19 protein-coding genes are annotated in these 21,711 nt (G+C 71.4%); 9 read left to right on the top strand and 10 right to left on the bottom strand.

All coding sequences use genetic code 11. From position 1 onward, the window contains the following. Positions 1–68 precede the first annotated feature (68 nt). A complete protein-coding gene (locus AIIKEEIJ_RS32755) occupies positions 69–206 on the top strand; it encodes a hypothetical protein (protein ID WP_006943148.1) in 138 nt (45 codons plus the stop codon). Positions 207–216: 10 nt separating this feature from the next. Here AIIKEEIJ_RS32755 and AIIKEEIJ_RS30215 read toward each other — a convergent pair whose 3' ends face one another. The 8 genes from AIIKEEIJ_RS30215 to AIIKEEIJ_RS30180 form a co-directional block, all read right to left on the bottom strand. Further along, positions 217–687 (bottom strand): RidA family protein, encoded by a 471-nt coding sequence (locus AIIKEEIJ_RS30215; RefSeq protein ID WP_082120182.1) that lies wholly within the window; start codon positions 685–687, stop codon positions 217–219. Next, on the bottom strand, positions 677–2,275 hold the full coding sequence (locus AIIKEEIJ_RS30210) for a gamma-glutamyltransferase family protein (RefSeq protein WP_161997228.1): 1,599 nt from the start codon (positions 2,273–2,275) through the stop codon (positions 677–679). The genes AIIKEEIJ_RS30215 and AIIKEEIJ_RS30210 overlap by 11 nt, the downstream gene beginning before the upstream one ends. After that, the gene (locus AIIKEEIJ_RS30205; RefSeq protein WP_006943156.1) at positions 2,272–2,628 is read right to left on the bottom strand and encodes a Rieske (2Fe-2S) protein; all 357 of its coding nucleotides are present in this window, start codon (positions 2,626–2,628) and stop codon (positions 2,272–2,274) included. The genes AIIKEEIJ_RS30210 and AIIKEEIJ_RS30205 overlap by 4 nt, the downstream gene beginning before the upstream one ends. 42 nt (positions 2,629–2,670) lie before the next feature. After that, positions 2,671–4,125, bottom strand: coding sequence for an aldehyde dehydrogenase family protein (locus tag AIIKEEIJ_RS30200; RefSeq protein WP_029547124.1), 1,455 nt, complete (start codon positions 4,123–4,125; stop codon positions 2,671–2,673). Position 4,126: 1 nt separating this feature from the next. Next, positions 4,127–5,350, bottom strand: coding sequence for an FAD-dependent oxidoreductase (locus AIIKEEIJ_RS30195; protein WP_161997227.1), 1,224 nt, complete (start codon positions 5,348–5,350; stop codon positions 4,127–4,129). Further along, positions 5,347–5,730, bottom strand: coding sequence for a Rieske (2Fe-2S) protein (locus AIIKEEIJ_RS30190; RefSeq protein ID WP_006943159.1), 384 nt, complete (start codon positions 5,728–5,730; stop codon positions 5,347–5,349). The genes AIIKEEIJ_RS30195 and AIIKEEIJ_RS30190 overlap by 4 nt, the downstream gene beginning before the upstream one ends. Positions 5,731–5,813: 83 nt before the next feature. Further along, complete coding sequence (locus AIIKEEIJ_RS30185) at positions 5,814–6,533, bottom strand: TenA family transcriptional regulator (protein WP_006943160.1); 720 nt, start codon at positions 6,531–6,533, stop codon at positions 5,814–5,816. Between the two features lie 185 nt (positions 6,534–6,718). Next, positions 6,719–7,168 (bottom strand): GlcG/HbpS family heme-binding protein, encoded by a 450-nt coding sequence (locus tag AIIKEEIJ_RS30180; protein WP_006943161.1) that lies wholly within the window; start codon positions 7,166–7,168, stop codon positions 6,719–6,721. A gap of 254 nt (positions 7,169–7,422) precedes the next feature. Between AIIKEEIJ_RS30180 and AIIKEEIJ_RS30175 the strand changes: the two genes are divergently transcribed. After that, positions 7,423–9,096 carry a helix-turn-helix domain-containing protein gene (locus tag AIIKEEIJ_RS30175; protein WP_161997226.1) on the top strand — a complete coding sequence of 558 codons (1,674 nt, stop codon included), beginning with the start codon at positions 7,423–7,425 and terminating at the stop codon, positions 9,094–9,096. A 7-nt stretch (positions 9,097–9,103) separates the two neighbouring features. Here AIIKEEIJ_RS30175 and AIIKEEIJ_RS30170 read toward each other — a convergent pair whose 3' ends face one another. Next, entirely contained in the window at positions 9,104–10,480 is a 1,377-nt protein-coding gene (locus tag AIIKEEIJ_RS30170) for an MFS transporter (protein ID WP_161997225.1), read from the bottom strand. Positions 10,481–10,832: 352 nt separating this feature from the next. On the opposite strand from AIIKEEIJ_RS30170, the gene AIIKEEIJ_RS30165 reads away from it, so the two are divergent. From AIIKEEIJ_RS30165 to AIIKEEIJ_RS30135, 7 genes are all read left to right on the top strand, one after another. Next, positions 10,833–12,392, top strand: coding sequence for a hypothetical protein (locus tag AIIKEEIJ_RS30165; protein ID WP_161997224.1), 1,560 nt, complete (start codon positions 10,833–10,835; stop codon positions 12,390–12,392). A 217-nt stretch (positions 12,393–12,609) separates the two neighbouring features. After that, positions 12,610–13,296: a hypothetical protein gene (locus AIIKEEIJ_RS30160; protein WP_029547129.1), complete on the top strand. Its 687-nt coding sequence runs from the start codon at positions 12,610–12,612 to the stop codon at positions 13,294–13,296. Between the two features lie 44 nt (positions 13,297–13,340). Next, positions 13,341–15,275 carry a sensor histidine kinase gene (locus tag AIIKEEIJ_RS30155; RefSeq protein ID WP_006947446.1) on the top strand — a complete coding sequence of 645 codons (1,935 nt, stop codon included), beginning with the start codon at positions 13,341–13,343 and terminating at the stop codon, positions 15,273–15,275. Further along, positions 15,260–15,922: a response regulator transcription factor gene (locus AIIKEEIJ_RS30150; RefSeq protein ID WP_065923126.1), complete on the top strand. Its 663-nt coding sequence runs from the start codon at positions 15,260–15,262 to the stop codon at positions 15,920–15,922. Before AIIKEEIJ_RS30155 ends, AIIKEEIJ_RS30150 begins: the two co-directional genes overlap by 16 nt. Positions 15,923–16,070: 148 nt before the next feature. Next, entirely contained in the window at positions 16,071–17,285 is a 1,215-nt protein-coding gene (locus AIIKEEIJ_RS30145; protein WP_006947448.1) for an acetyl-CoA C-acetyltransferase, read from the top strand. Between the two features lie 28 nt (positions 17,286–17,313). Continuing rightward, on the top strand, positions 17,314–19,464 hold the full coding sequence (locus tag AIIKEEIJ_RS30140) for a 3-hydroxyacyl-CoA dehydrogenase NAD-binding domain-containing protein (RefSeq protein ID WP_161997223.1): 2,151 nt from the start codon (positions 17,314–17,316) through the stop codon (positions 19,462–19,464). Positions 19,465–19,587: 123 nt separating this feature from the next. Continuing rightward, positions 19,588–20,625: a type IV toxin-antitoxin system AbiEi family antitoxin domain-containing protein gene (locus tag AIIKEEIJ_RS30135; RefSeq protein ID WP_065923560.1), complete on the top strand. Its 1,038-nt coding sequence runs from the start codon at positions 19,588–19,590 to the stop codon at positions 20,623–20,625. Positions 20,626–20,663: 38 nt separating this feature from the next. On the opposite strand, the gene AIIKEEIJ_RS30130 is transcribed toward AIIKEEIJ_RS30135, so the two are convergent. After that, a partial coding sequence (locus AIIKEEIJ_RS30130; protein WP_161997222.1) for a class I SAM-dependent methyltransferase occupies positions 20,664–21,711 on the bottom strand: 1,048 nt, incomplete at its 5' end.

Genomic DNA, 21,711 nt, shown 5'->3' with positions numbered 1-21,711 from the left:
TTCCCGCAATTCGACCGAATCGGTCTCGCCCCGTTGCGCATGCGGGGGCGAACCGCTTCCATGGAGTGATGCCGCGGTGGTGTTGGGACGAGGACGAACCGTTGTTCGGAGACGTCGAGTCGCCGGTCGGAGGCGCGACCATAGCGGGCCTGTCCGCGCTGATCGCGCTCGTCGCGCTGGCCGTGATCGGGCCGGCCCTGGTCTGATCCGCGGTCGTCAGTGCGCGCCGGGTCCGTCCCCGACGTGCGCGGTGAGGGCCACCTCGACCGGCGCGTTGCCGGGAAGCAGATAGACCCCGATCGCGCTGCGGGCGGGCAGTGACGCCGGGCCCAGCGCGCGTTCGACGACCTCCGATGCGCCGTCGGCGACCGCCGAGAGCTCGGTGAAGCCGTCGGCACACGCGATGTACACCACCATCTCGACGCACCGGAACATCGCACCCGGCGGCAGCACCGAACGGACCGCGGCCAGGGCGTTGCCGGCCGCGAGGCCCGCCGCCTCCCGGGCGACGGCCGGGTCCACTTCGCCGCCGACGCGGCCGGTGACGGTCAGCCGGCCGTCACGGCGCGGGGTCATCCCCGCCGTGTGGACGGTCGAGCCGGACAGCACCGCGGGTACGTAGCGGCCGCGCGGCCGCGGCGGCTGCGCGCCGAGCGCTGCCCGGCCGATCGCCTGTTCATTCGACACCGAGAGCCACTCCTTCCTGACGGGGATCGCTGCCGCCGCTGAGCACGCCGCGGGGATCGAGAGAGATGATCTGGGCGCTGCCCTCGGCGCCGAGCGGTTCGAGGGTGCGCACGTCGTGCCCCATCTCGGACAGGGCGGTGCGGACCTCGGGCGGGACGTCGGCCTCGATGCGCAGCTCGGCGGGGTCGCCGAGCACGTTCGCGTCGGAGCCGGGGAACACCGTGAACCGGGGCGCCGACACCGCCTCCTGCGGATCGAGCCCGTGGTCGAGGAGGTGCGAGAGCAGCTGCATGTTCCATTGCACCTGCCCGTCCCCGCCGGGGGTGTTGCCGACGTGGAGCAGCGCTCCCGCCTCGTCCGTGACGATCCAGGCATTGAGGGTGTGCAGCGGCTTGCGGCGGGGCCGCACCTCGTTCGGATGCCCGTCGATCAGATACGCGCCCCGCCCCAGCCGGTTGTTCAGGACGATCCCCGTGCCGGGCACGGTGAACTTGGCCCCGAAGGTGAACGCGAGCGAATGGATGAAGCTCACCGCGCGTCCGTCCCGGTCGACCGTCACCAGCGAGGTGGTGTCTCCGCCGGCCACCGTGAACGCTCCGGCGGGCGCGGTCGCCGACAGCCGGTCGCGGCCGGCGCGGATGTGGCCGGGATCGAGGATGCGCGCGGCACCGTCGTTGTCGGCGCCGCACCAGCGCAGCCGGTCCTCGAACGCCGTCCGCGCGGCCCGGGCCATGCGGTCGATCGCCGCCGCGCTCAGGAGCGGGGAGGACCCGACGACGCCGTCGCACAGCGCCGCCTGGTGCAACACCATCCACCCGGGGGTCGGCAGTGGGGTCTGATGGATCACCGCGCCGGCGTACCGGCCGGACAGCGCCTGCTCCGGCGTCACCGTCCCGGTTGCGACCCATTCGTCTCCCGAGAACGGGGCGCCCGCGTCGCGCAGCGCGGCGACGCACCGCTCGGCGAGCGACCCGGTGTAGAACGACGCCGGGTCGTGCGCGAGTTCACGGATGGTGCGCGCCAGGTCGGGTTGCGGCAGCCGGTCACCGACGAGCGGTACGAGACCGCCGTCGACGTACACGGAGGCCAGCCCGGGATCGCTGCGGACGGCGTCCAGCGCCGACCGCACGTCGTCGCGGGTCTTGGCCGAGCAGGGCAACCCGTGCTCGGCGAGGCGCGCGGCCGGTTCCCACAGCTCGGCAAGGCTGCGGGTGGCGCCGCGCCGGTGCAGCGCCGCGAGCGCGGCCGGAGCGCCCGGCACGGCCACCGCGAGGGCGCCGTCCAGCGGGATCGCGGCCAGCCCGCGGTCCCGGTAGAAGTCCGGTGTGCCGCCGTCGGGGCCGTAACCGCTCCCCCCGACCGTCCAGACTGTGCCGTCCGGTTCCCGCACCACGGCGAATGCGTCCCCGCCGAGGCCACACTGGCCGGGCAGGGTCAGCCACGTGGTCGCGGCCATCGCCAGCGCGGCGTCGACCGCGTTGCCGCCGTCGGCGAGCACCCGCGCCCCGGCCTGGCCGGCCAGCGGGTGGCTCGAGGACACCATGCCGCCGGTCGACAATGTCGCCGGACGGACCCGCCGCGCTGTCATGCCTGCCGGAGCCGGCGCCGGCGCGGGCCCTCCGGCGGCTCGGCGGGATCGATGCCGACGAAGATCTCGCCGCCGCGCTCCTCGACGGGATAGGTCCTGATCGGCTCCGTGGCGGGAGGGCAGATGGGTTCACCGGTTGCGAGATCGAAAGCGCTTCCGTGGCAAGAGCATCCGATTCCATCCTGCACGAGCTTGCCGGACGAGAGCAGGCAGTCCAGGTGTGAGCAGTAGTTGGATGTCGCGTAGGCCTTCCCGTCCAGCCGCGAGATCGCGAACTCGTAGTCGCCGGCGTAGAAGCGGCGGACGATGCCCTCCGGCACCTGCCCGGAACGGGCCACTCTCTTGAACTCCATGGTCATCCTCCAGGCATTGGGATCTGCTCCGACCGCGGGCGGTCAGGCGACGGGGTCGATGTAGACGGTCTTCTCGGATTGGTAGAACTGCATCAGCGTCGGCCCGGCCTGTTCCTTGAACGTCTGGGTGCTCGACGCCTTGTACCCACCGAACGGAGCGTTCATCGCCATGCCGTTCGTCGGCTGGTTCACCTTGACCAGGCCGGTGCGGGAACGGGCGACGAACTGCCCGGCCCGGTCGAGATCGCGCGTGACGATCGCCGCGCTCAGGCCGAACGCCGTGTCGTTGGCCAGCGTGACGGCCTCGTCGAACGACGACGCCCGCTGGAACGCCAGCACCGGACCGAAGATCTCCTCGGTCAGGATGCGCATGCCCGGCGCGGTGTCGGCGAACACCGTCGGGCGCACGAAGAACCCGTCTCCGAAACCGTTGTCGTCGCAGCGGGTTCCGCCGCACACCAGACGGGCCCCTTCGTCCTGCCCGACGGCGACGTACTCGAGGAACTTGTCCAGCTGGCCGCGGCTGGCGAGCGGACCCATCGACGCCCCCGCCCGCAGGCCCGGTCCGACGGTGAGGGCCTCGGCGCGGGCGACGACCCGCTCGAGCAGGGCGTCGTGGATGTCGTCGATCGCGACGACCCGGCTGGTGCCGGTGCAGGCCTGTCCGGAGAGCCCGAAAGCGCCCTTGACGATCAACGCGGCCGCGGCGTCGAGGTCGGCGTCGGCGAGGACGACGACGGGGTTCTTGCCGCCCATCTCGAGCTGTACCCGCCGGTCCGGGCCGACGCCACGATGGATGGCCCGGCCCACCTCCGTCGATCCGGTGAAGGTGACGGCCGCGACGCGTTCGTCGGCGACCACCGCGGCCCCGGCCCGCCCGCCGCCCTGCACCAGCGCGATCGCCGCCGGGGGCAGTCCGCCGGCGAGCAGCGCCTCGACCAGCCGCTGCCCCATGAGCGGGGTGATCTCGGACGGCTTGAACAGCACCGGATCTCCCGCGGCGAGCGCCGGCCCGAGCTTGCGGGACGGGATGTTCAGCGGAAAGTTCCAGGGGGTGATGGCCCCGACGATGCCGATGGGTTCGCGGACGGTGTAGATCATGGTGCGGCCGGCGGCCGGGTACGTCGCGCCGGTCGCGCGCAGCGCCTCGCCCGCGTAGAAGCGCAGGTTCATGGGGGTGCGGCTCACCTCGACGGTGGCCTCGGCGCGCGTCTTGCCCTCCTCGCGGACCAGTTCCCCGACGAGCGATTCCCGTCGCTCCTCGAGGTGCCGGGCGGCGGCCTCCAGGACGGCGGCCCGGCGCTCCGGTGGGGTGGCGGCCCATTCGGGGGCCGCCTTGTCGAGTGCGTCGACGGCGATGCGCACGTCGGTGGCGTCGGAATCGGGGAACGTTCCGATCAGGTCGGTGGAATCGGCGGGGTTGCGTCGTTCGAAGGTGGCGCCGGAGACGGCCGGCACCCACGCACCGTCGATGAAGTTCAGCCCTGTCACGGCCACCTCAGCTCACCACCTGTTCGCCCAGTTCCCACAGGTCCACGTCCGCGTCGGCGAGCTGGTGCGCGCCGACCGTCCGGCCGACGAGTTCGCGGGCGGCCATGATGTCCTCGCCGCGGTCCATGGCGAACGCCGCGGTGAGCACGTCGCCGGCGAGATAGAAGACGGTGAACTCCCCCGAGCGGGCGTCGCCGCGCACGACGAGTTCCGTCGTCCCGGAGGATGTTCCGGTGAACTGGATGTTCGTGTCGTACTGGTCCGACCAGAACCAGTGGGCGTCGTCGGCGAGCGAGGTGCGACCGACGATCGTGTCCGCGACGACCGCGGCCTGCCGGTTGGCATTGTCGAAGTGCTCCACCCGGACTCGGCGGCCGGCGCGGTCGGAGAAGCGGTTCGCGACGTCGCCGGCGGCGTGGATTCCCGGTACGGCGGTGCGGCCCACGGCGTCGACGACGATGCCGTTGTCGGTGTGGAGTCCGCTCGCGGCGGCCACGTCGACGTTCGGCGTGATGCCGATGCCGACCACGACCACGTCGGCCTCGATCGTGTCGCCGGTCGTGGTGCGGACCCGCACCCCGGCCTCGGAGGTCGCGACGGAGTCCACGCCGACGCCGGTGCGCAGATCGACGCCGTTGCGGCGGTGCAGGTCGGCGCAGAACCCGCCGACCGTGGCGCCCAGGACGGAACCCAGCAGGGCGTCGGCGTATTCGAGGACGACCACGTCGACACCGAGACCGCGTGCCGTTGCGGCGATCTCGAGGCCGACGAATCCGCCGCCGACGACGACCAGGCGCGCACCGGGGGTCAGCCGCGGGGCGAGGGCGACGGCGTCGTCGAGCGTCCGCAGGTAGTGCACGAGATCGGGGCGCGTCCCGGAGGTGGGGATCGTGCGCGGGCGTCCCCCGGTCGCGAGGATCACCGCGTCGGCGGCGACGGACCCACCGTCGAATTCCACGCTGCGCGAAGCGGTGTCGACGCGCCGTACCGTGACACCGGTCCGGATGTCGATATCGTTGTCGGCCAGCCACTTCGGTGTGAGCAGGGAAAGGGAGGCGACGGGTTCCCGGCCGGCGAGGAACTCCTTCGACAGTGGCGGCCGCTGGTAGGGCGCGTGCGGTTCGTCGCCGAGCAGGACGATGCGGCCGTCGAATCCGCGGCGGCGCAACGTGCGTGCGGCGACCGCGGCGACCTGGCCGGCGCCGACGGTGACAACGGTGCGTACGGTCATGACGAACTCTCCTCTTGCGAGCCGGGAACGACACGGCGCGGGGCCGGATCGAGATAGACGGTGTCGCCCTCGACGGTCACGGGATAGGTCGGCTGGCAGAGATCTTGGTCCTCCTCGTAGCCGGTTTCGAGGTCGAACCGCCACTGGTGGCCGGGGCAGATGACCCGCCCGTGCAACAGGGTGCCCTTGGCGAGCGAGCGGTCCTGGTGGATGCACAGGTCGGCGAACGCGTACACCCGATCGTTCGCGTGGAACAACGCGATGCCGACGCCGTCGACCTCGACGCGCAGCTTGCGCCGGCGGGTCAGCTCCTTGACGGTGGCGACGGCGACCCTGTCGCGGGTCGACCCGGGCGGGGCCGAGGCGGCGTCGGTGGACATGATTCTCCTTCGATCGGGGATGGCCGCCGGGACCGGCGCGGGAGGGCCGAGCGGTGGACCCTCCCGCGGTCCGGTCACGTCGGTCAGGCCGGAGCCAGCTCGAGGTCGGGAGCGACGTACGTGTCGTACAGGCCCTTGGTGTACGAGAAACGCATCTCCGCGCCCCAGCGCACGAGCTGCAGGCAGCGCTGCTGCAACTGCGGGGTGTCGGCGCAGTCCAGCACGATCTGGTACCCGCGTTCGCCGTGGACGACATCCGAGGTGATGTGCAGGTCGAAGAACTCGATCTCGTCCTCGGTGAACCCGTACACCTCGCGCAGCGGCACGATCTGCTTCTTGTAGATGCTCGGCACCTGCGACTCGAGACCGACGACCAAGGCCGCGGTGGCGACCACGAAGTGCTCGCGCTGCGAGACCGCGTAGCACCACGCCTGCAGGCCGCGGGTGACGGCGTTCATGTTGTTCGGATCCTCGACGCGCTCGCGGGTGGTGCCGCACGCCTCGGCGAACTTGATGAGCAGGTCGGTGTGCCGGATGTCGGCCAGCTCCTCCTCGTACATGTTCTGCAGGGTGAAGTCCTTGGCGTCGGTGAACGTGTCGGGCGTGTTGGAGTAGATGTTCGCGAGGTAGTCCGCGAACGGGCCCACGTAGTGGTAGTGGTTCTCGGCCCACCGGGCGAAGTGGTGCTTCTCGAGCTTGCCCTCGGCCCAGGCCTTGCTGAACGAGGCGTCCTTGGCCTCGCGGCCCTTGATCGCGTTCTCGAGTGCGGCGCGGAACTCGTCGCGTCCGAGCAGTTCGGTCATGGTGGTTTCCCTTTCACGCTGTGTCGTGCGGTCGGGCTGGGGTTGATCCGCGACGTTGCGGAGAACGATCGAAATCGGCTGAGTGAAAGCCTGTTCCGGTCGGTTTCGAAACTAGTGCCGGCGTCGGGGTGCGGCCACGGCCACACTGACCGGAATGCGGCGCCGGCGGGGGTCGAAGTGCACAGTCAGTGCGCCACCGACGCGGTGATCGCCTCGAACTCCGCGAGCATCGCCGCGCCGACGGCCTTGTCCTGCTCGCCGTTTCCGCCGCTGATGCCGACGGCGCCGACGATCTGGCCGTCGAACACCAGCGGGAAGCCGCCGACGAAGATCGCGAACTTTCCCGGCAGCATGTGGCTGATGCCGAAGGCCTCGTTGCCGGGCAGGGCCGGCCCGTTGGGCGGTTCGTTGAACAGGTGCGTGGCGCGTTCGTGGCCCGCCGCGGTGAACGCCTTGGCCATCGCGATCTCGACACCCGTCAGCCGCGCACCGGGGAGGCGGTGCAGGGCGATGACGTTGGCGCTCTCGTCGCAGACGCACAGGGTCTGCTTGACGCCGATCTCCTCCGCCTTCGCGCGGCCGGCAGCGAGGAGGGGGAGCGCGTCGTCGAGGGTGATGCGATGAATTCGATGCATGGGTCTCCACTTTCGGTCTGCGGGAGTACCGGCCTGGCGGAGCGGGAAGCGAGGGTCCGGCCGGTGGATGCGTTTTCGCCAGTGGGCTATTTCTAACAGGGATGCGGCCACGGAGGGACGGTCAGAATCACCCGTACCCGACACAATTCGTGTACAAGTTGCACATCGCCTGCGGACCTTCGACTCTGGTACTTGATGAAAAAGGTGCACGTCGTCCCTCGCGCCGGCGCCCCGCTCGCAGAAAGCAGGTCGACATGGAACCGAGCCCGCGCCTGACCGTCCGGGGTCTGCTCGACGAGTCGCTGATGACCGGGGCGCGGATCGCGTCCGGGCACACCGCCCTCGACCGCGCCCTCACCTGGGCACTGCCGTTCAGCGAGGTCATGGGCCGATTCGACGACCTCGATGCCGTCGCCGTGTACGCCCGTCCGGAGGCGCTCGCCGGCAACGTACACGCCGTCGCGGCGTTGGCCGCGCGCGGCGCCGCCGCCCTCGTCGTGGACGGCTCGCTGCCCGCGACGACCGCGGAGTCGCCGCAGCCCGCGGGACTCGTCGTCCTCGAGCTGAGCTTCCCGATCGGCTTCGCGGCGCTCAACCGCCTCCTGGCCGAGCGTGCCCTGACGCAGGAGGTGCACGTGATGCGCTACTCGTCACACGTCCACACCACCCTGGCAGGGCTGCTGCACCGGGGCGCGGGCATGACCCTGCTCCTCCGTGAGGTCTCGGCCCTCGCGCACCATCCCGCCGTCGCGCTCGACGCGCGCGGGCACGTCGTCGCGGTCCACGGCCTGGACTCCGCGACCACGGACCTCGTCTCCGACCGGCTTCCGCGGGCGCTGGCCGAACGGCAGGGCGCGGAGACCACGAGTGGATCCGGGCACGGCCACGACACCCGGGTGGTGGAGCTGTCCGACGATTCGGGACGCTGGACGTGCACCGCCAGCCCCATCCGCCTGGGCAAGCGGTTCGAGGGCTGGGTCGCGGTGCTCGCCGCCGGTCCCGGCCCGGGCCCGCACGAACTGGCTCAGCACGCGGTCGTCACCGAACAGGCGACGGCGATCATCGGCTCGGAGATGTTGCGGCAGCGCAGTGTCGACGAAGCGGAGGAACGCGCCCGCGGGGACTTCGTGCAGGCGCTCGTGCACGGCAGCTTCACCAGCCAGCACGACATGCAGGCGCGGGCCGGGTATCACGACATCGATCTGACCTCGACGTTCGCGGTGTTCGTCGCGGCCGGGCACGCCCCGGACGCCGGGGGTGCGGGCGTCGAGGGCTCGGGGAGCCTGCTGCGGCTCGCGCGGTACGCGGCGAGCGTGCTGCCGCACCCGGCGGTGCGGTCCTACGTCACCGTGATCGGGGACGTCCTCGTCGTCGTCCGTTCGCTCCGGTCGCACGACCGGCGCGACGTCGAGGCGGAGATCGAGAAGTATGCCGAGGCCATGGCCCTGGACCTGGAGGACCGGCGCGGCCGGCCGGTGCCGGTCGCGCACGGCGCGCCCGCCGTCGGCGCGGACGAGATCCGGGAGAGCTACCGTCAGGCCCGGGTCGCCCTGGGAATCGGGCAGCGGCTGGGCTTGTCCGGCGCTGTCTCCTACCGCGACCTGCGCGGCTACGGCGTGCTCGAACTCGTCGCCGAGACCGACCGCAGCCGCCGCCTGGTCCGCGACGTGCTCGGCCCGATCCGCGCCGGAACCGACCTGCACGACACGCTCGTCGCGTACCTGAGCGCGGGTGGCAACGTCAACGCCGCGGCGCGGGAGCTCAGCGTGCACCGGAACACGATGCTGTCCAAGCTCGATCGCATCTCCCGTGCGCTGTCGATGGACGTGCGCCTGCCGGAGAACCAGTTCACGGCGTGGCTCGCGATCCGCCTCGAGCTGCTGGACCAGGTCCACACCGCCGTGGACCGCGAGATCAACTACCGCTGAACAACGTTCACACGCCTGCCAGTTCGGGGTCGCGGCCGAGGAAGGACGCGGCCAGCCCCGCTGCGACGACGACGGCGCACACGACGAACAGCACGGGGTACGACCACGAGTCCACCGCGATGGCCACCCACGCGGCGCCGACCGCCGATCCGCCGAAACGGATCAGGTTGAACAACCCCAGCCCGGTGCCCTGGGCTCCGGCGGGCGAGCGCGTCGACCCGGCCGCGGCCGGGGTCTGTACGAGCGCGCTGCCCACCCCGGTGACCGCGAGCACCGCGACGACCGCCCAGTGGTTCGTCGCCGCGGTCGCCAGGACGGCGGCCAGGGCCGACTGGGCGACGATCAGCACCGCCAGCCCCGCCCGCAGCACCCTCCGGGCGCCCAGCCTGTCGGCCGTGCGGCCCACGATCGGGGCCAGGACGACCATCACGGCGGGCAGCGCGAACAGGATCGTCCCCGCCAGGGCTGTGGACACCCCCGCGCCGGTCAGGTACAGCGGCACCGCGAGCAGGGTCGCACCGAGGCAGAACATCTGACCGAACGCCGCGATCGCGCTGCGGGCGAACCGCGGTTCGGCCACGAGGCGGACGTCGACGAACGGCACCTGCGTGCGCAGGCAGTGCAGCACGAACCACACGAGCACGACGGCCGCGCCCCCGATCAGCACGAGGGCGGCGGGCAGCGCCACGCCGGGCTGCGGGACCAGCGTCAGCCCGAGCACCAGCACCGCCGCGCCGAGCGTCAACGCGGCCGCGCCCGGGCCGTCGAGGCGCATGCGCCGGCCCTCGAACGCGGGAATCCAGCGCAGGGTCCCCGCGAAGCCGATCAGCGCCACCGGCACGAGCGGGACGAACACCCAGCGCCACCCCCAGTGGTCGGCGATCAGGCCGCCCATCGACGGTCCGAGGGCCTGACCGGCACCGTTGACCGCCGCCCAGGCCCCGACGGCCCGCGCCCGCCGCTCGGGCCCGAACAACCACGCGATCAGGCCCATCACGGCGGGCGCGAACGCGGCGGCGGCGACACCGCCCAGCGAGCGCCACGCGACGAGCACCGCCAGGTTGGGGGCCGTCGCGGCGCCGGCCGAGCACACCGCCGTCGCCAGGAGCGCGCCGCAGTACACGCGCCGGCGGCCGAAGCGATCACCGATCCAGCCGGCCAGCGGCATCGACGCCGCGAACGTCAACAGGAAACCGGCGACGACGAGCACCCCGCTCTCGAGCGAGGTGCCGAAATCCGACAGGATCTCCGCCAACGGGACATTCACGACGTTGTTGCTGATCGTGCCGACCAGGGTTCCCGCCAGCAGGGCGGACAGCGCGAGCGGGGTTCCGGAATCGGCGTGCGCCGGGGCCGGAGTCGGCGCGGCAGTACGGGTGGTCATCTGTCTCCTGTGGCTCGCGAGCGATACGGCGGGGGCCGTGGCCTCACTGTCTCACCGCGCCCGGTACCGCCGCATCGGCGTCGAATTCGTAAACAGCACAGGCGGACGCGCCCGGAGTGTGCACCCTGCCCAAGGAATCGGGGTTCGCCCGGCGGAAACGGCGGAAGACACAAGTTCGTAGCAATTGTTCACGATCGCGCTACCGGAGGACACGGAAACGCAAAACAGGAACACACTGCACATCTACAGTTCGGGGCACTGTGCAAGGTTTGCGTTGACCAGGCATGAACGAGCGCGGAAAGTTCCACGAACACAGCCCCTCACTCGTTCTGCTCCTGACTTAGGACTCGAATTGGACGTACAACTCACAGCCGCCCACTGGGTCTACGTGGCCGGCATCGTCGTCATCCTGGCCACCATGGCCCTGCGGAAGAACATCGTGGTTCCCGCAGTCATCGGAACGTTCCTGACCGCCTTCGTGTTCTCCGGCAGCATCGTCACCGGACTGTCCTCGATCTTCAACGCCAGCCTCGTGGCCGCGAAGGAGCTGTTCAACATCTTCCTGATCATCGCGCTGGTGACCGCGATGCTCGGCGCGCTGCGGCAACTCGGCGCCGACCGGCTGATGGTCGCGCCGTTCCGCAGGGTCATGCGTACCGGCACCAGCAGCTTCGTCGTGCTGGCCGTCGTGACGTACGTGATCTCCCTGTTCTTCTGGCCCACCCCGGCCGTCCCACTCGTCGGTGCCGTGCTGATCCCCGTCGCCATCCGGGCCGGCCTGTCGCCGCTGTCGGTCGGCATGGTCATCGCCATCTGTGGCCAGGGCATGGCCCTGTCGTCGGACTACATCATCAAGGTCGCACCGGGCATCTCCGCCACGGCGGCCGGTGCCGACGTCGACGCCGTGGCGGACAAGTCGCTCGTGCTGTCGCTCGTCGTCGGCGTGACCGCGCTGGCGATCACGTTCGTCGCGCAGCGCCGGACGTGGCGGGCGCCGTCGCCGGACCTGCTCGTCGAGTGGGAGGCCGAGGCCGACCGCGGCGTCGACGGCCCGGCCGGCGGCGGATCCGCCCCGAGCCGGCAGCCGGTGCGGCCCGAGCCCGTGGGCGGCGGCCCCGCCGGTGGCCCCGACGGTGCCGCGAGCACGGCGACGGCCGTGATCGTCGCCGAGCGCGACCCCGGCAGCTACGAACTCGCCGAGAGCAGGGGCACCGCGAAGGCGTTCGCGATGCTCGTTCCGCTCGCCTACCTCGCCTTCATCGTGTATCTGCTGCTGGGCAAGTTCACCCAGGTGGTGCCGCCCCTGCAGGGTGGGGACGCCGCGGCCATCGTCGGTGGAATCGCGGCGCTCATCCTGTTCGCGGCCGCCGCGTCCAACGACAGGGGCGGCTTCCTCGAGACCACCTCCGAGCACCTCGTCGACGGTCTGGTGTTCGCCTTCAAGGCGATGGGCGTCGTGCTGCCGATCGCCGGCTTCTTCCTCATCGGCAACCCCGACTTCTCCGGTGCCATCCTCGGCTACGCGGACGGCGAGACGGGTCCGGGAATCCTGTTCGATCTCGTCAACGCGGCACAGTCGCACCTGCCGCAGAACCCGTTCGTCACGTCGTTCGGCATCCTGCTCATCGGCGTGGTGGCCGGGCTGGACGGGTCCGGCTTCAGCGGTCTGCCGCTGACCGGTTCGCTGTCCGGCGCGCTGGGCCCGGCGGTCGGCATGGATCCGTCGACCCTCGCCGCGATCGGGCAGATGGGCAACATCTGGTCCGGCGGCGGGGTGATCGTCGCGTGGTCGTCGCTCGTCGCCGTGGCCGGATTCGCCCGCGTCCCCGTCCTCGACCTGGCCCGCAAGTGCTTCCTGCCGGTGATGGCGGGGCTCGTGCTCAGCACGCTGTTCGCCGTCCTGGTCTACTGATTCGCCTGCAGCGCGGTCACTCTCGCGCGGAACGGTGCTTGTCGCGCGCGTCCTCACGCGCGCGGCAAGCACCGACGCGCGCGAGGACCGGTCCGGCATCCCGCCGGAGGAATCCCACCGGGACGGGACGGGTGTCCCTGGCGACCGGGACGCCGGGCGCAGCAGCCTCTCCGTCAGGCGCAGAGCGCGCCGGTACGACGGGAGGGACACCGAACCGATGAGCACAGTGAGCGTGACGGAGGACGGACGCACGGCCGCACGGCGCGCGTCGTCGAGCGCCTGGGCATGGTCGGGGGCCGTTGCCGGGCTCGCCGGGGTCGTCGCCATCCAGGCGAGCATGGGTATGGGCGCCGCCTACGACGAATCCACGGCCGGCAACGCGCCCGCGATCGCCGAGGCGTTCGCGGGCGAACGAACCCCACTGCTGGTGATGCACCTGTCGCTCATGGTGTCGACGGTGCTGCTGCTGATCTTCGCCGCCGGCCTGCAGCGCCGCCTGCGGATCGCCCTGCCCGAGGACAGCCTGCTGCCGTCGGTCGCGGCGTTCGGTCTGCTGCTCACGGCGACCGCCGGACTGCTCGGCGCCGGCCTGGACACCGAGCTGTTGTTCGGGCTGGGCGAGCCGGGACAGATGGTCGCCGAGTTCGCCGTCGTCGGCGCGCACTGGGTCGGCACGATCCCGTGGCTGTGGGTCGGCGCGGGGGTCAGCGGCCTGGCGGTGGCGGCCGCGTCGCTGCGCCACGGCGCGACGCCGCGGTGGCTGGGCTGGGCGAGCGTGGTGCTCGGCGGCCTGACCGTGCTGCTCGGGATCTCCCCGCTGCAATACATGGCCGGCTTCGTCGGTCCCGTGTGGGTGCTCGTCGCCGGCATCGGATTCGCCGTCTCCGACAGGGCGCGCCGATAGGCTGCCGCGCGACGGATCCGGCCGCGGGGCATACTCACCGCATCATGGCTGTTGCGGACGCATCCGAGACGGCGGCGGGCACCGGTGGCGCACCGGTGCCCGCCGCCGTCGTCGCCGTGCTCTCGGGGGGCCTGGCCGTCGCGGCCCTCGTGGTCTTCGCCACCGCCCGCCCGGACCTCGACTCCGATCAGCTGTTCTTCCTCGTCGACGCCGTGGGTGCCGCGGTGTACGGCACCGTCGCCGGCGTGGTGCTGGCGCGCCGGGTGCATCCGGTGCCGATCCTGCTGTCGCTCGCATCGATCGGCGTCGGGCTCTCGGCCCTGAGCTACGCCTGGACGAAGCTCGCGGAGGTGCGGCCCGGGCTGCCGTTCGCCGGGGTCCTCGCGCCGCTGCAGAGCACCGCGTGGATCCCCGGCACCCTGGCGTTGTTCCTGGTGGTGCCCTGGCTGGTCCGCGACACGCCGCTCGACCGGCGCGCCCGCCTCGGCGTGCTCGCCGGTGCCGTGGTCACCGCGTGGTTCTTCTGGGCCCGCACCTTCACCGGCACCGCCGTCGGCTGGCTCGTGCTGCCCGTCGTCACGCTCGGCCTGCTCGCCGCCGCGGACATCACCTACCGGTGGCGGTGCGGCCCGGTCTCCGATCGCATCGGCCTGGGCTGGCTCGCGCTCGGCACCGCCCTGATGGCGGTGTCCTACATCCCGCTGGCGGTGCCCGGCCTGCCGTGGATGCTCACGCCGCTGCTGCACCTGGCCACGCAGGCGTTCTACCCGGTCGCGATCCTCGTGGTGGTGCTGCGGCAACGGCTGTGGGGGCTCGACCTCGCGGTCGGCCGCGCCGCCGTCGCCGGCAGCCTCGTCGCGGTACTCGCCACCGGCTACCTCGCCGTGACCGCCACCGTCGCCCTGATCCTGCCGACGGACGGATCCGTCGTCGCCCAGGCCATCGCCGCGGTCGCGGTGGCCCTGGCCGTGCAACCGGTGCGGGCCTGGCTGACCCGGCGCGTGCACACCCTCGTCTACGGCGAGGGCGACGACCCGGCGAGCGCGGTGCGCCGGCTCGGCCGGCACTTCGCGGGGGCGCAGACGCCGCGGCGGCTGCTCGAGGACCTCGCCGCCGGAGTCGGTGTGGCGCTGCGCCTCGAGTCGGTGACGGTGCGCCGCGGCGACGAGGCGCTCGCCCGATGGGGCACCCCCACCGGGCCCACCGAGCAGGTCGTCCTGCGCGACGGCCGGCTCGAGGTGACCGCCCCGCCCGGTGAGACGCTGGGGCCCCGCAGCTTCCGCGCGCTCGGCGAACTCGCCTCCGTGGTGGAGGCCGGGCTCGTGGTGCTGCGGTCCTCGGAGGAGCTCGACGCGGCGCGCGACCGGCTCACCGAGGCCCGGCTCGCCGAGCGCCGCACCATCCGCCGGGAACTGCACGACGGGCTCGGTCCGTCCCTCGCCGGTATCCGGCTCGGGCTGCAGGGCGCCCGCAACCTCATCGACAGCGACTCCGCCGGCGCCGCTCCGCTGATCGACTCGCTGCTGCGCGAACTCGACCACCAGGTCGAGGGCGTGCGCGAACTCTCCCGGGGGCTGCTGCCGCCCGTCCTGGACGAGCTGGGTCTTGCCGCCGCGCTGGAGGAGATGTCGGCGGTCCACTCGCGCAGTGGATTCCGCGTCGACGTGGACGCCGATGTGCCACCGGGCCGGGGCGGGGCGGTCGTCGCCGCGGCGTACGGCATCGCCGCCGAGGCGGTCACCAATGCGCGGCGGCACAGCGGTGCCGACGGGTGCCGGGTGCTCGTGCGGGCGGCGGCGGACCGGCTCACCCTCGAGGTACGCGACGCGGGCCGCGGGCTGGACCGGAACGCGCGACGGGGCGTGGGGACGCACAGCATGCGCGAACGCGCCGAGGACGTCGGCGGCACCGTCGAGATCACGGCGGCGCAGCCGCACGGCACCGTCGTCACGGCGGACCTCCCGTGGGGGCCGTCGTGAACGCCCCCGCGGCGATCGCCGTCGCCGTCGTCGACGACCATCCGGTGTTCCGGCTCGGGCTCGTCGCGCTGCTGGGCACCCTCGACGGCATCGAGGTGGTGGCCCAGGCCAGTTCGGTCGCCGAGGCGCTCGAGGTGATCACCGCGGACGTCGACGTCGTGCTCATGGACCTCGAACTCGGGGACGGCTCGGGCATCGAGGCGACCCGGCAGCTGCTCGGGCGGTTCCCCGAGCTGCGGGTGCTGGTGGTGACGATGCACGAGGACGAGGAGTCGCTCGTCGCCTCGGTGCGCGCCGGGGCGCGCGGCTACCTCGTCAAGGGTGCCGACCCGTCGGGTGTCGAGCGGGCGATCCGCGCCGTCGCGGACGGCGAGGTCATCGTCGGTGCCGCCGTCGCCGCCAAGGCCATCGGGGCGATGGCCGCCTCCCGCACCCTGGCGCCGGCGGTGTTCCCGGAACTCACCGATCGCGAACGCGAGGTGCTGGACCTGATGGCGCGCGGGCACGACAACGCGACCATCGCCCGCCGGCTGGTGCTGAGCCCGAAAACGGTGCGCAACCACGTGTCGAACGTGCTCGGCAAGCTCGGCGCGGCCGACCGGTCGACCGCGATCGTGCGGGCCCGCGAGGCCGGTCTCGGGGCGTGAACGTCCGCTCGGTTCGGTCACGGACTCCGCTCGGTTCGGTCCTTCAGTCCGGGGGGCCCCGGCTCCTAGGGTGAACGAGGTCGGGCGTGACGGCTGTCACGAGCCGCCGCCCCTCGCATCCGCAAAGCACGGGAAGGAACCCTGCACTGTGACCTCCGAGGCATTCATCTACGAAGCCATCCGAACTCCGCGCGGCCGCGGCAAGAAGACCGGGTCGCTGCATTCGGTCAAGCCGATCTCCCTGGTCACCGGCCTGATCGACGAACTGCGCGTGCGGTTCCCGGACCTGGACGAGAACCGCATCTCGGACCTGATCCTCGGCGTCGTCGGACCGGTGGGCGACCAGGGTGCCGACATCGCCCGCACCGCCGTCACCGCGGCGGGCATGCCCGACACCGTGGGCGGCGTGCAGATCAACCGCTTCTGCGCCTCCGGCCTCGAGGCCGTGAACATGGCCGCGCAGAAGGTCCGCTCCGGCTGGGACGAGCTCGTCGTCGCCGGTGGCGTCGAGTCGATGTCGCGGGTGCCGATGGGCTCGGACGGCGGCCCGTGGGCCCTCGACCCGGCCACCAACTACGACACCTACTTCGTGCCGCAGGGTGTGAGCGCCGACCTGATCGCCACCATGGAAGGCTTCAGCCGCGAGGACGTCGACGCGTACGCGCTGCGTTCGCAGCAGCTGGCCGCGGCGGCGTGGTCCGGCGGGTACTTCGCCAAGTCCGTGGTGCCGGTCAAGGACCAGAACGGCCTGACCGTCCTCGACCACGACGAACACATGCGTCCCGACACCACCCTCGCGGGCCTGGCCGGGTTGCAGCCGTCGTTCGCGATGGTCGGCGAGATGGGCGGTTTCGACGCCGTCGCGCTGCAGAAGTTCCACTTCGTCGAGAAGATCGACCACGTCCACCACGGCGGCAACAGCTCCGGCATCGTCGACGGCGCCGCGCTGGTGCTCGTCGGCTCCGAGCAGGCCGGCAAGGACATGGGCCTGACCCCGCGCGCCCGCATCGTCGCCACCGCCACCTCGGGTGCGGACTCGACGATCATGCTCACCGGCCCCACCCCGGCCGCGCACAAGGTCCTCGCCGCCGCCGGCCTGACCGTGGACGACATCGACCTGTTCGAGATCAACGAGGCGTTCGCGTCGGTCGTGCTCAAGTTCCAGAAGGACCTGAAGATCCCGGACGAGAAGCTCAACGTCAACGGCGGCGCCATCGCGATGGGGCACCCGCTCGGCGCCACCGGCGCCATGATCACGGGAACGATGGTCGACGAGCTCGAGCGCCGCGGTGCCCGCCGCGCCCTCGTCACCCTCTGCATCGGTGGCGGCATGGGCGTGGCCACGATCATCGAGCGTGTCTGAAACTTCGGAAGGGACTGGGGAATTCACAGTGACTGAGAACAACATGATCGGCTGGGAGCGCGACGCCGACGGCATCGTGGTGCTGACCCTCGACGACCCGAACCAGGGCGCGAACACCATGAACGAGCTCTACAAGGCGTCGATGAAGGCCACCGTCGACCGCCTGGTCGCCGAGAAGGACGACATCACCGGTGTCGTGATCACCTCCGCGAAGAAGACCTTCTTCGCCGGCGGCGACCTGAAGAACATGATCAAGGTCGGCCCCGAGGACTCGCAGCGGATCTTCGACGAGGTCGAGGGCATCAAGGCGGACCTGCGCCGGCTCGAAACCCTCGGCAAGCCCGTCGTCGCCGCGATCAACGGCGCGGCCCTCGGCGGCGGTCTCGAGATCGCCCTGGCCACCCACCACCGCATCGCGGCCGACGTCAAGGGTGTGCAGATCGGCCTGCCCGAGGCCAGCCTGGGCCTGCTGCCCGGCGGCGGCGGCGTCACCCGCACCGTGCGCATGCTCGGCATCCAGACCGCGCTGATGCAGGTGCTGCTGCAGGGCAACAAGTACAACCCGGTCAAGGCCAAGGAACTCGGCCTGATCGACGAGGTCGTCGGCTCGATCGACGAACTCGTCCCCGCCGCGAAGGCGTGGATCAAGGCCAATCCCGAAGGCGGCGTGCAGCCCTGGGACAAGAAGGGCTTCAAGATCCCCGGCGGCACCCCCGCGTCGCCGTCGTTCGCGGCGAACCTGCCGGCGTTCCCCGCGAACCTGCGCAAGCAGCTCAAGGGCGCCCCGATGCCCGCCCCGCGGGCCATCATGGCCGCCGCCGTCGAGGGCTCGCAGGTCGACTTCGACAACGCGTCGAAGATCGAGGGCCGCTACTTCACCGAGCTGGTCACCGGCCAGGTCGCGAAGAACATGATCCAGGCGTTCTTCTTCGACATGCAGGCCATCAACTCCGGGGCGTCGCGCCCCAAGCAGGCCGACGGCACGCCGTTCCCGAAGACCACCTTCCGGAAGGTCGCCGTGCTCGGCGCCGGCATGATGGGCGCGGGCATCGCCTACGTGTGCGCCAAGGCCGGTATGGACGTGATCCTCAAGGACGTCTCGATCGAGTCGGCGCAGAAGGGCAAGGCCTACTCGGAGGGCCTCGAGGCCAAGGCGCTCGCCCGCGGCAAGACCACGGAGGAGAAGTCCGCGGCGCTGCTCGCCCGCATCACGCCGACGGCCGACGCCGCCGACCTGGCCGGCGCGGACCTGGTCATCGAGGCCGTGTTCGAGAACACCGGCCTCAAGCACAAGGTGTTCCAGGAGATCGAGGACGTCGTCGCGCCGGACGCGGTGCTCGGGTCGAACACCTCGACCCTGCCGATCACCGGCCTCGCCGAGGGAGTGAAGCGCCAGGAGGACTTCATCGGCCTGCACTTCTTCTCCCCGGTCGACAAGATGCCGCTGCTCGAGATCATCGCGGGGGAGAAGACCTCCGACGCGACGCTGGCCAAGGCGTTCGATCTCGCCCAGCAGATCCGCAAGACCCCGATCGTCGTCAACGACTCGCGGGGATTCTTCACCTCCCGCGTCATCGGCACGTTCGTCAACGAGGCGATCCGCATGGTCGGCGAGGGCATCGAGCCGGCCACGATCGAGCAGGCCGGTTCGCAGGCCGGCTACCCGGCTCCGCCGCTGCAGCTGTCGGACGAGCTGAACCTGACGCTGATGCAGAAGATCCGCAAGGAGACCGAGGCTGCCGCCGAGGCGTCGGGTCTGAAGGTGCCGCAGGACGATTCGACCACCGTCGTCGACTTCCTCGTCGACGAGGGCCGCCCGGGCCGCGCCGGTGGCGGCGGCTTCTACGAGTACGCCGACGGCAAGCGCACCCGCATCTGGCCGGGCCTGCGCGAGAAGTTCAGCAGCGCGCCCACCGACATCCCGATCCAGGACCTGATCGAGCGGATGCTGTTCATCGAGGCCATCGAGACCCAGAAGTGCTTCGACGAGGGCGTGCTGCGTACCACCGCCGACGCCAACATCGGCTCGATCCTCGGCATCGGCTTCCCGGCCTGGACCGGTGGCGTCGCGCAGTACATCGCCGGCTACCCGGGCGGTAAGGAGGGCTTCGTCAAGCGCGCCGAGGAACTCGCCGCCAAGTACGGCGAGCGCTTCACCCCGCCGGCGTCCCTGCGCTGACGCGCCCGTGCGTGGTTTTGGTAGCAATCGCTGCCAGAACCACACACGAGTTGTCCACAGGCAAGGGCTCCCGACCACGGTCGGGAGCCCTTGCCCGTCGCCGGGTCGGCCATCATCGACGGCATGGGGGACGACTTCGGGAAGAGCGAGATTCAGAAGCTGGTCGACGATCGGGCCGGCTTGGTCACACAGGCGGAGCTGACTGCACTGGGGGTGGGCCGTGGAGCGGTCCGGCATCTGCTCGATACGGGACGGTGGCAACGTGTCCTGCAGGGCGTGTATGCCGTCAGCAGCGGACCGTTGACGCGGACCATGGTGCTCGAGGCGGCCCTGCTGTATGGGGGCGGAGCGGCGATGCTCAGTCACCGGACCGCGGCCGAGGTGTGGGGCATGCTTCCGGTCGACGACACCGCACCGGTACACCTCACCGTTCCCGTGGGGAAGTCTGCGCTGCCGCAGCGAGCCACGGTGCGGGCACCAGGACGGAAAGCGAAGCTGCCGGTGTCGAAGCCGACTGCCGTTCTCCATCCGGGGGTAGTCGTGCACCGGTCACGGGCACACGCACACATCGGCGTCGATCGGTACTTGCCGCGCACGACCAAGGTCGACACCGCACTGGATCTGGCCACCGCGCAACCGTCGCCGCGGGAGGCGTACCTGTCGCTGATCGCCACCGTGACGAACGCCGGCATCAGACTGGCCGATGTGCGTCTGCGACTCGAGGAACGACCGCCGTATCGGTATCGGAGTTCGCTGGCAGAGGCGGTGACGTTGCTCGCAGACGGGGTGCAGTCCGTGCTCGAGTACCACTACGCGATCGACGTCGAGCGTGCACACGCTCTGCCCGTGGCGCGCCGGCAGAGTCCGGTCGTCGTGGACGGCAGGACCCTGTACGAGGACTGCACGTACGACGGCGCCGGATGCCCGCTCACGGTGCGGTTGGACGGCAGGTGGGTCCATTCGATGCGCGAAGTCGCCTTCCGTGACCGGCGCCGCGACAACGCCGCCGAGCTGGCCGGCCGGTCGCGACTGGTCTTCGGATATCGGGAGGTGGCGTCGTCACCGTGCGACGTCGCGCGGGAGGTCGAGACGGTACTGACCCGGCTGGGCTGGGTCCGGGACGAGCCGAACCCCTGCAGCTGCCGTGCGCGGTTCTGGTAGCGGGCACTACCAGAACCACGCACGGGCGGCGGAGCCGCCTAGGCCACCCACCAAGGGCGCAGCGGGACGTTCGGCTCCTGGTCCGGGCCCAGCTTGACGGCCAGGACGTGGTGCAGTTGAACGACGTTGCGTTCGAAGCCGAGGCGGGAGCCGGCCATGTACAGGCCCCAGACGCGGGCGGTGCCCTCGCCGACCTCGGCGACGCAGGCGTCCCAGTCGGCGACGAGGTTCTCGCACCAGCCCTTCAGGGTCAGCGCGTAGTGCTGGCGCAGATTCTCCTCGTGCAGCACCTCGAAGCCCACGTCCTGGACCTCGGTGATGATGCGGCCCGAGCCGGTGAGCTCGCCGTCGGGGAAGACGTACCGGTCGATGAAGCCCCCGGCCTTCACGGGACCGCGGTTGACCGGGCGGGTGATGCAGTGGTTGAGCAGCAGCCCACCCTCGCGCAGCTTCTCGTGCAGCCGCCGGAAGTACGCCGGGTAGTTCTGCACGCCGATGTGCTCGGTCAGCCCGATCGACGAGATCGCGTCGAAGCCGGTCTCGGGCACGTCGCGGTAATCGGAGAAGCGGACCTCGGCGAGGTCGGTGAGTCCCTCCTCGACGATGGCCTTCTGCGCCCACTCGGCCTGCTCACGCGACAGGGTGACGCCGAGCGCCTTGACGCCGCGCCGCGCCGCGTACCGGACCATCCCGCCCCAGCCGCAGCCGATGTCGAGAAGCCGGTCCCCGGGCTGCAGCCGCAGCTTCTCGAAGACGAGGCGATACTTGTTCTCCTGCGCGTCCTCGAGGCTCTGCGTCTCCGAGTCGAACAGGGCGCACGTGTACGTCATGGAGGGCCCGAGGACGCGCTCGTAGAACGCGTTGGAGACGTCGTAGTGGTGGTGGATCACCTCGGCGTCGCGGCTGCGCGAGTGCCGCAGGCCCTCGGCGAACCGGCGCCAGCGCGGCAGGTGCTCCTGCGGGGGCGGCGCGATGGGCTTGAGCGTCTCCAACCCCAGCGAGCGCGCGATCTGGGCGAGCGTCAGCGCCGGCGGGCGCTGGAAGTGCAGGTCGCCCAGGGCCTTCAGGAGCTCGTACGGGTTGCCG

It is taken from the genome of Rhodococcus sp. YH1, assembly GCF_009939605.1.
Classification (GTDB): Bacteria; Actinomycetota; Actinomycetes; order Mycobacteriales; family Mycobacteriaceae; genus Rhodococcus; species Rhodococcus aetherivorans.
Note: the sequence above shows the minus strand (reverse complement) of the source record. Positions and strands in the feature narration are given on the sequence as shown.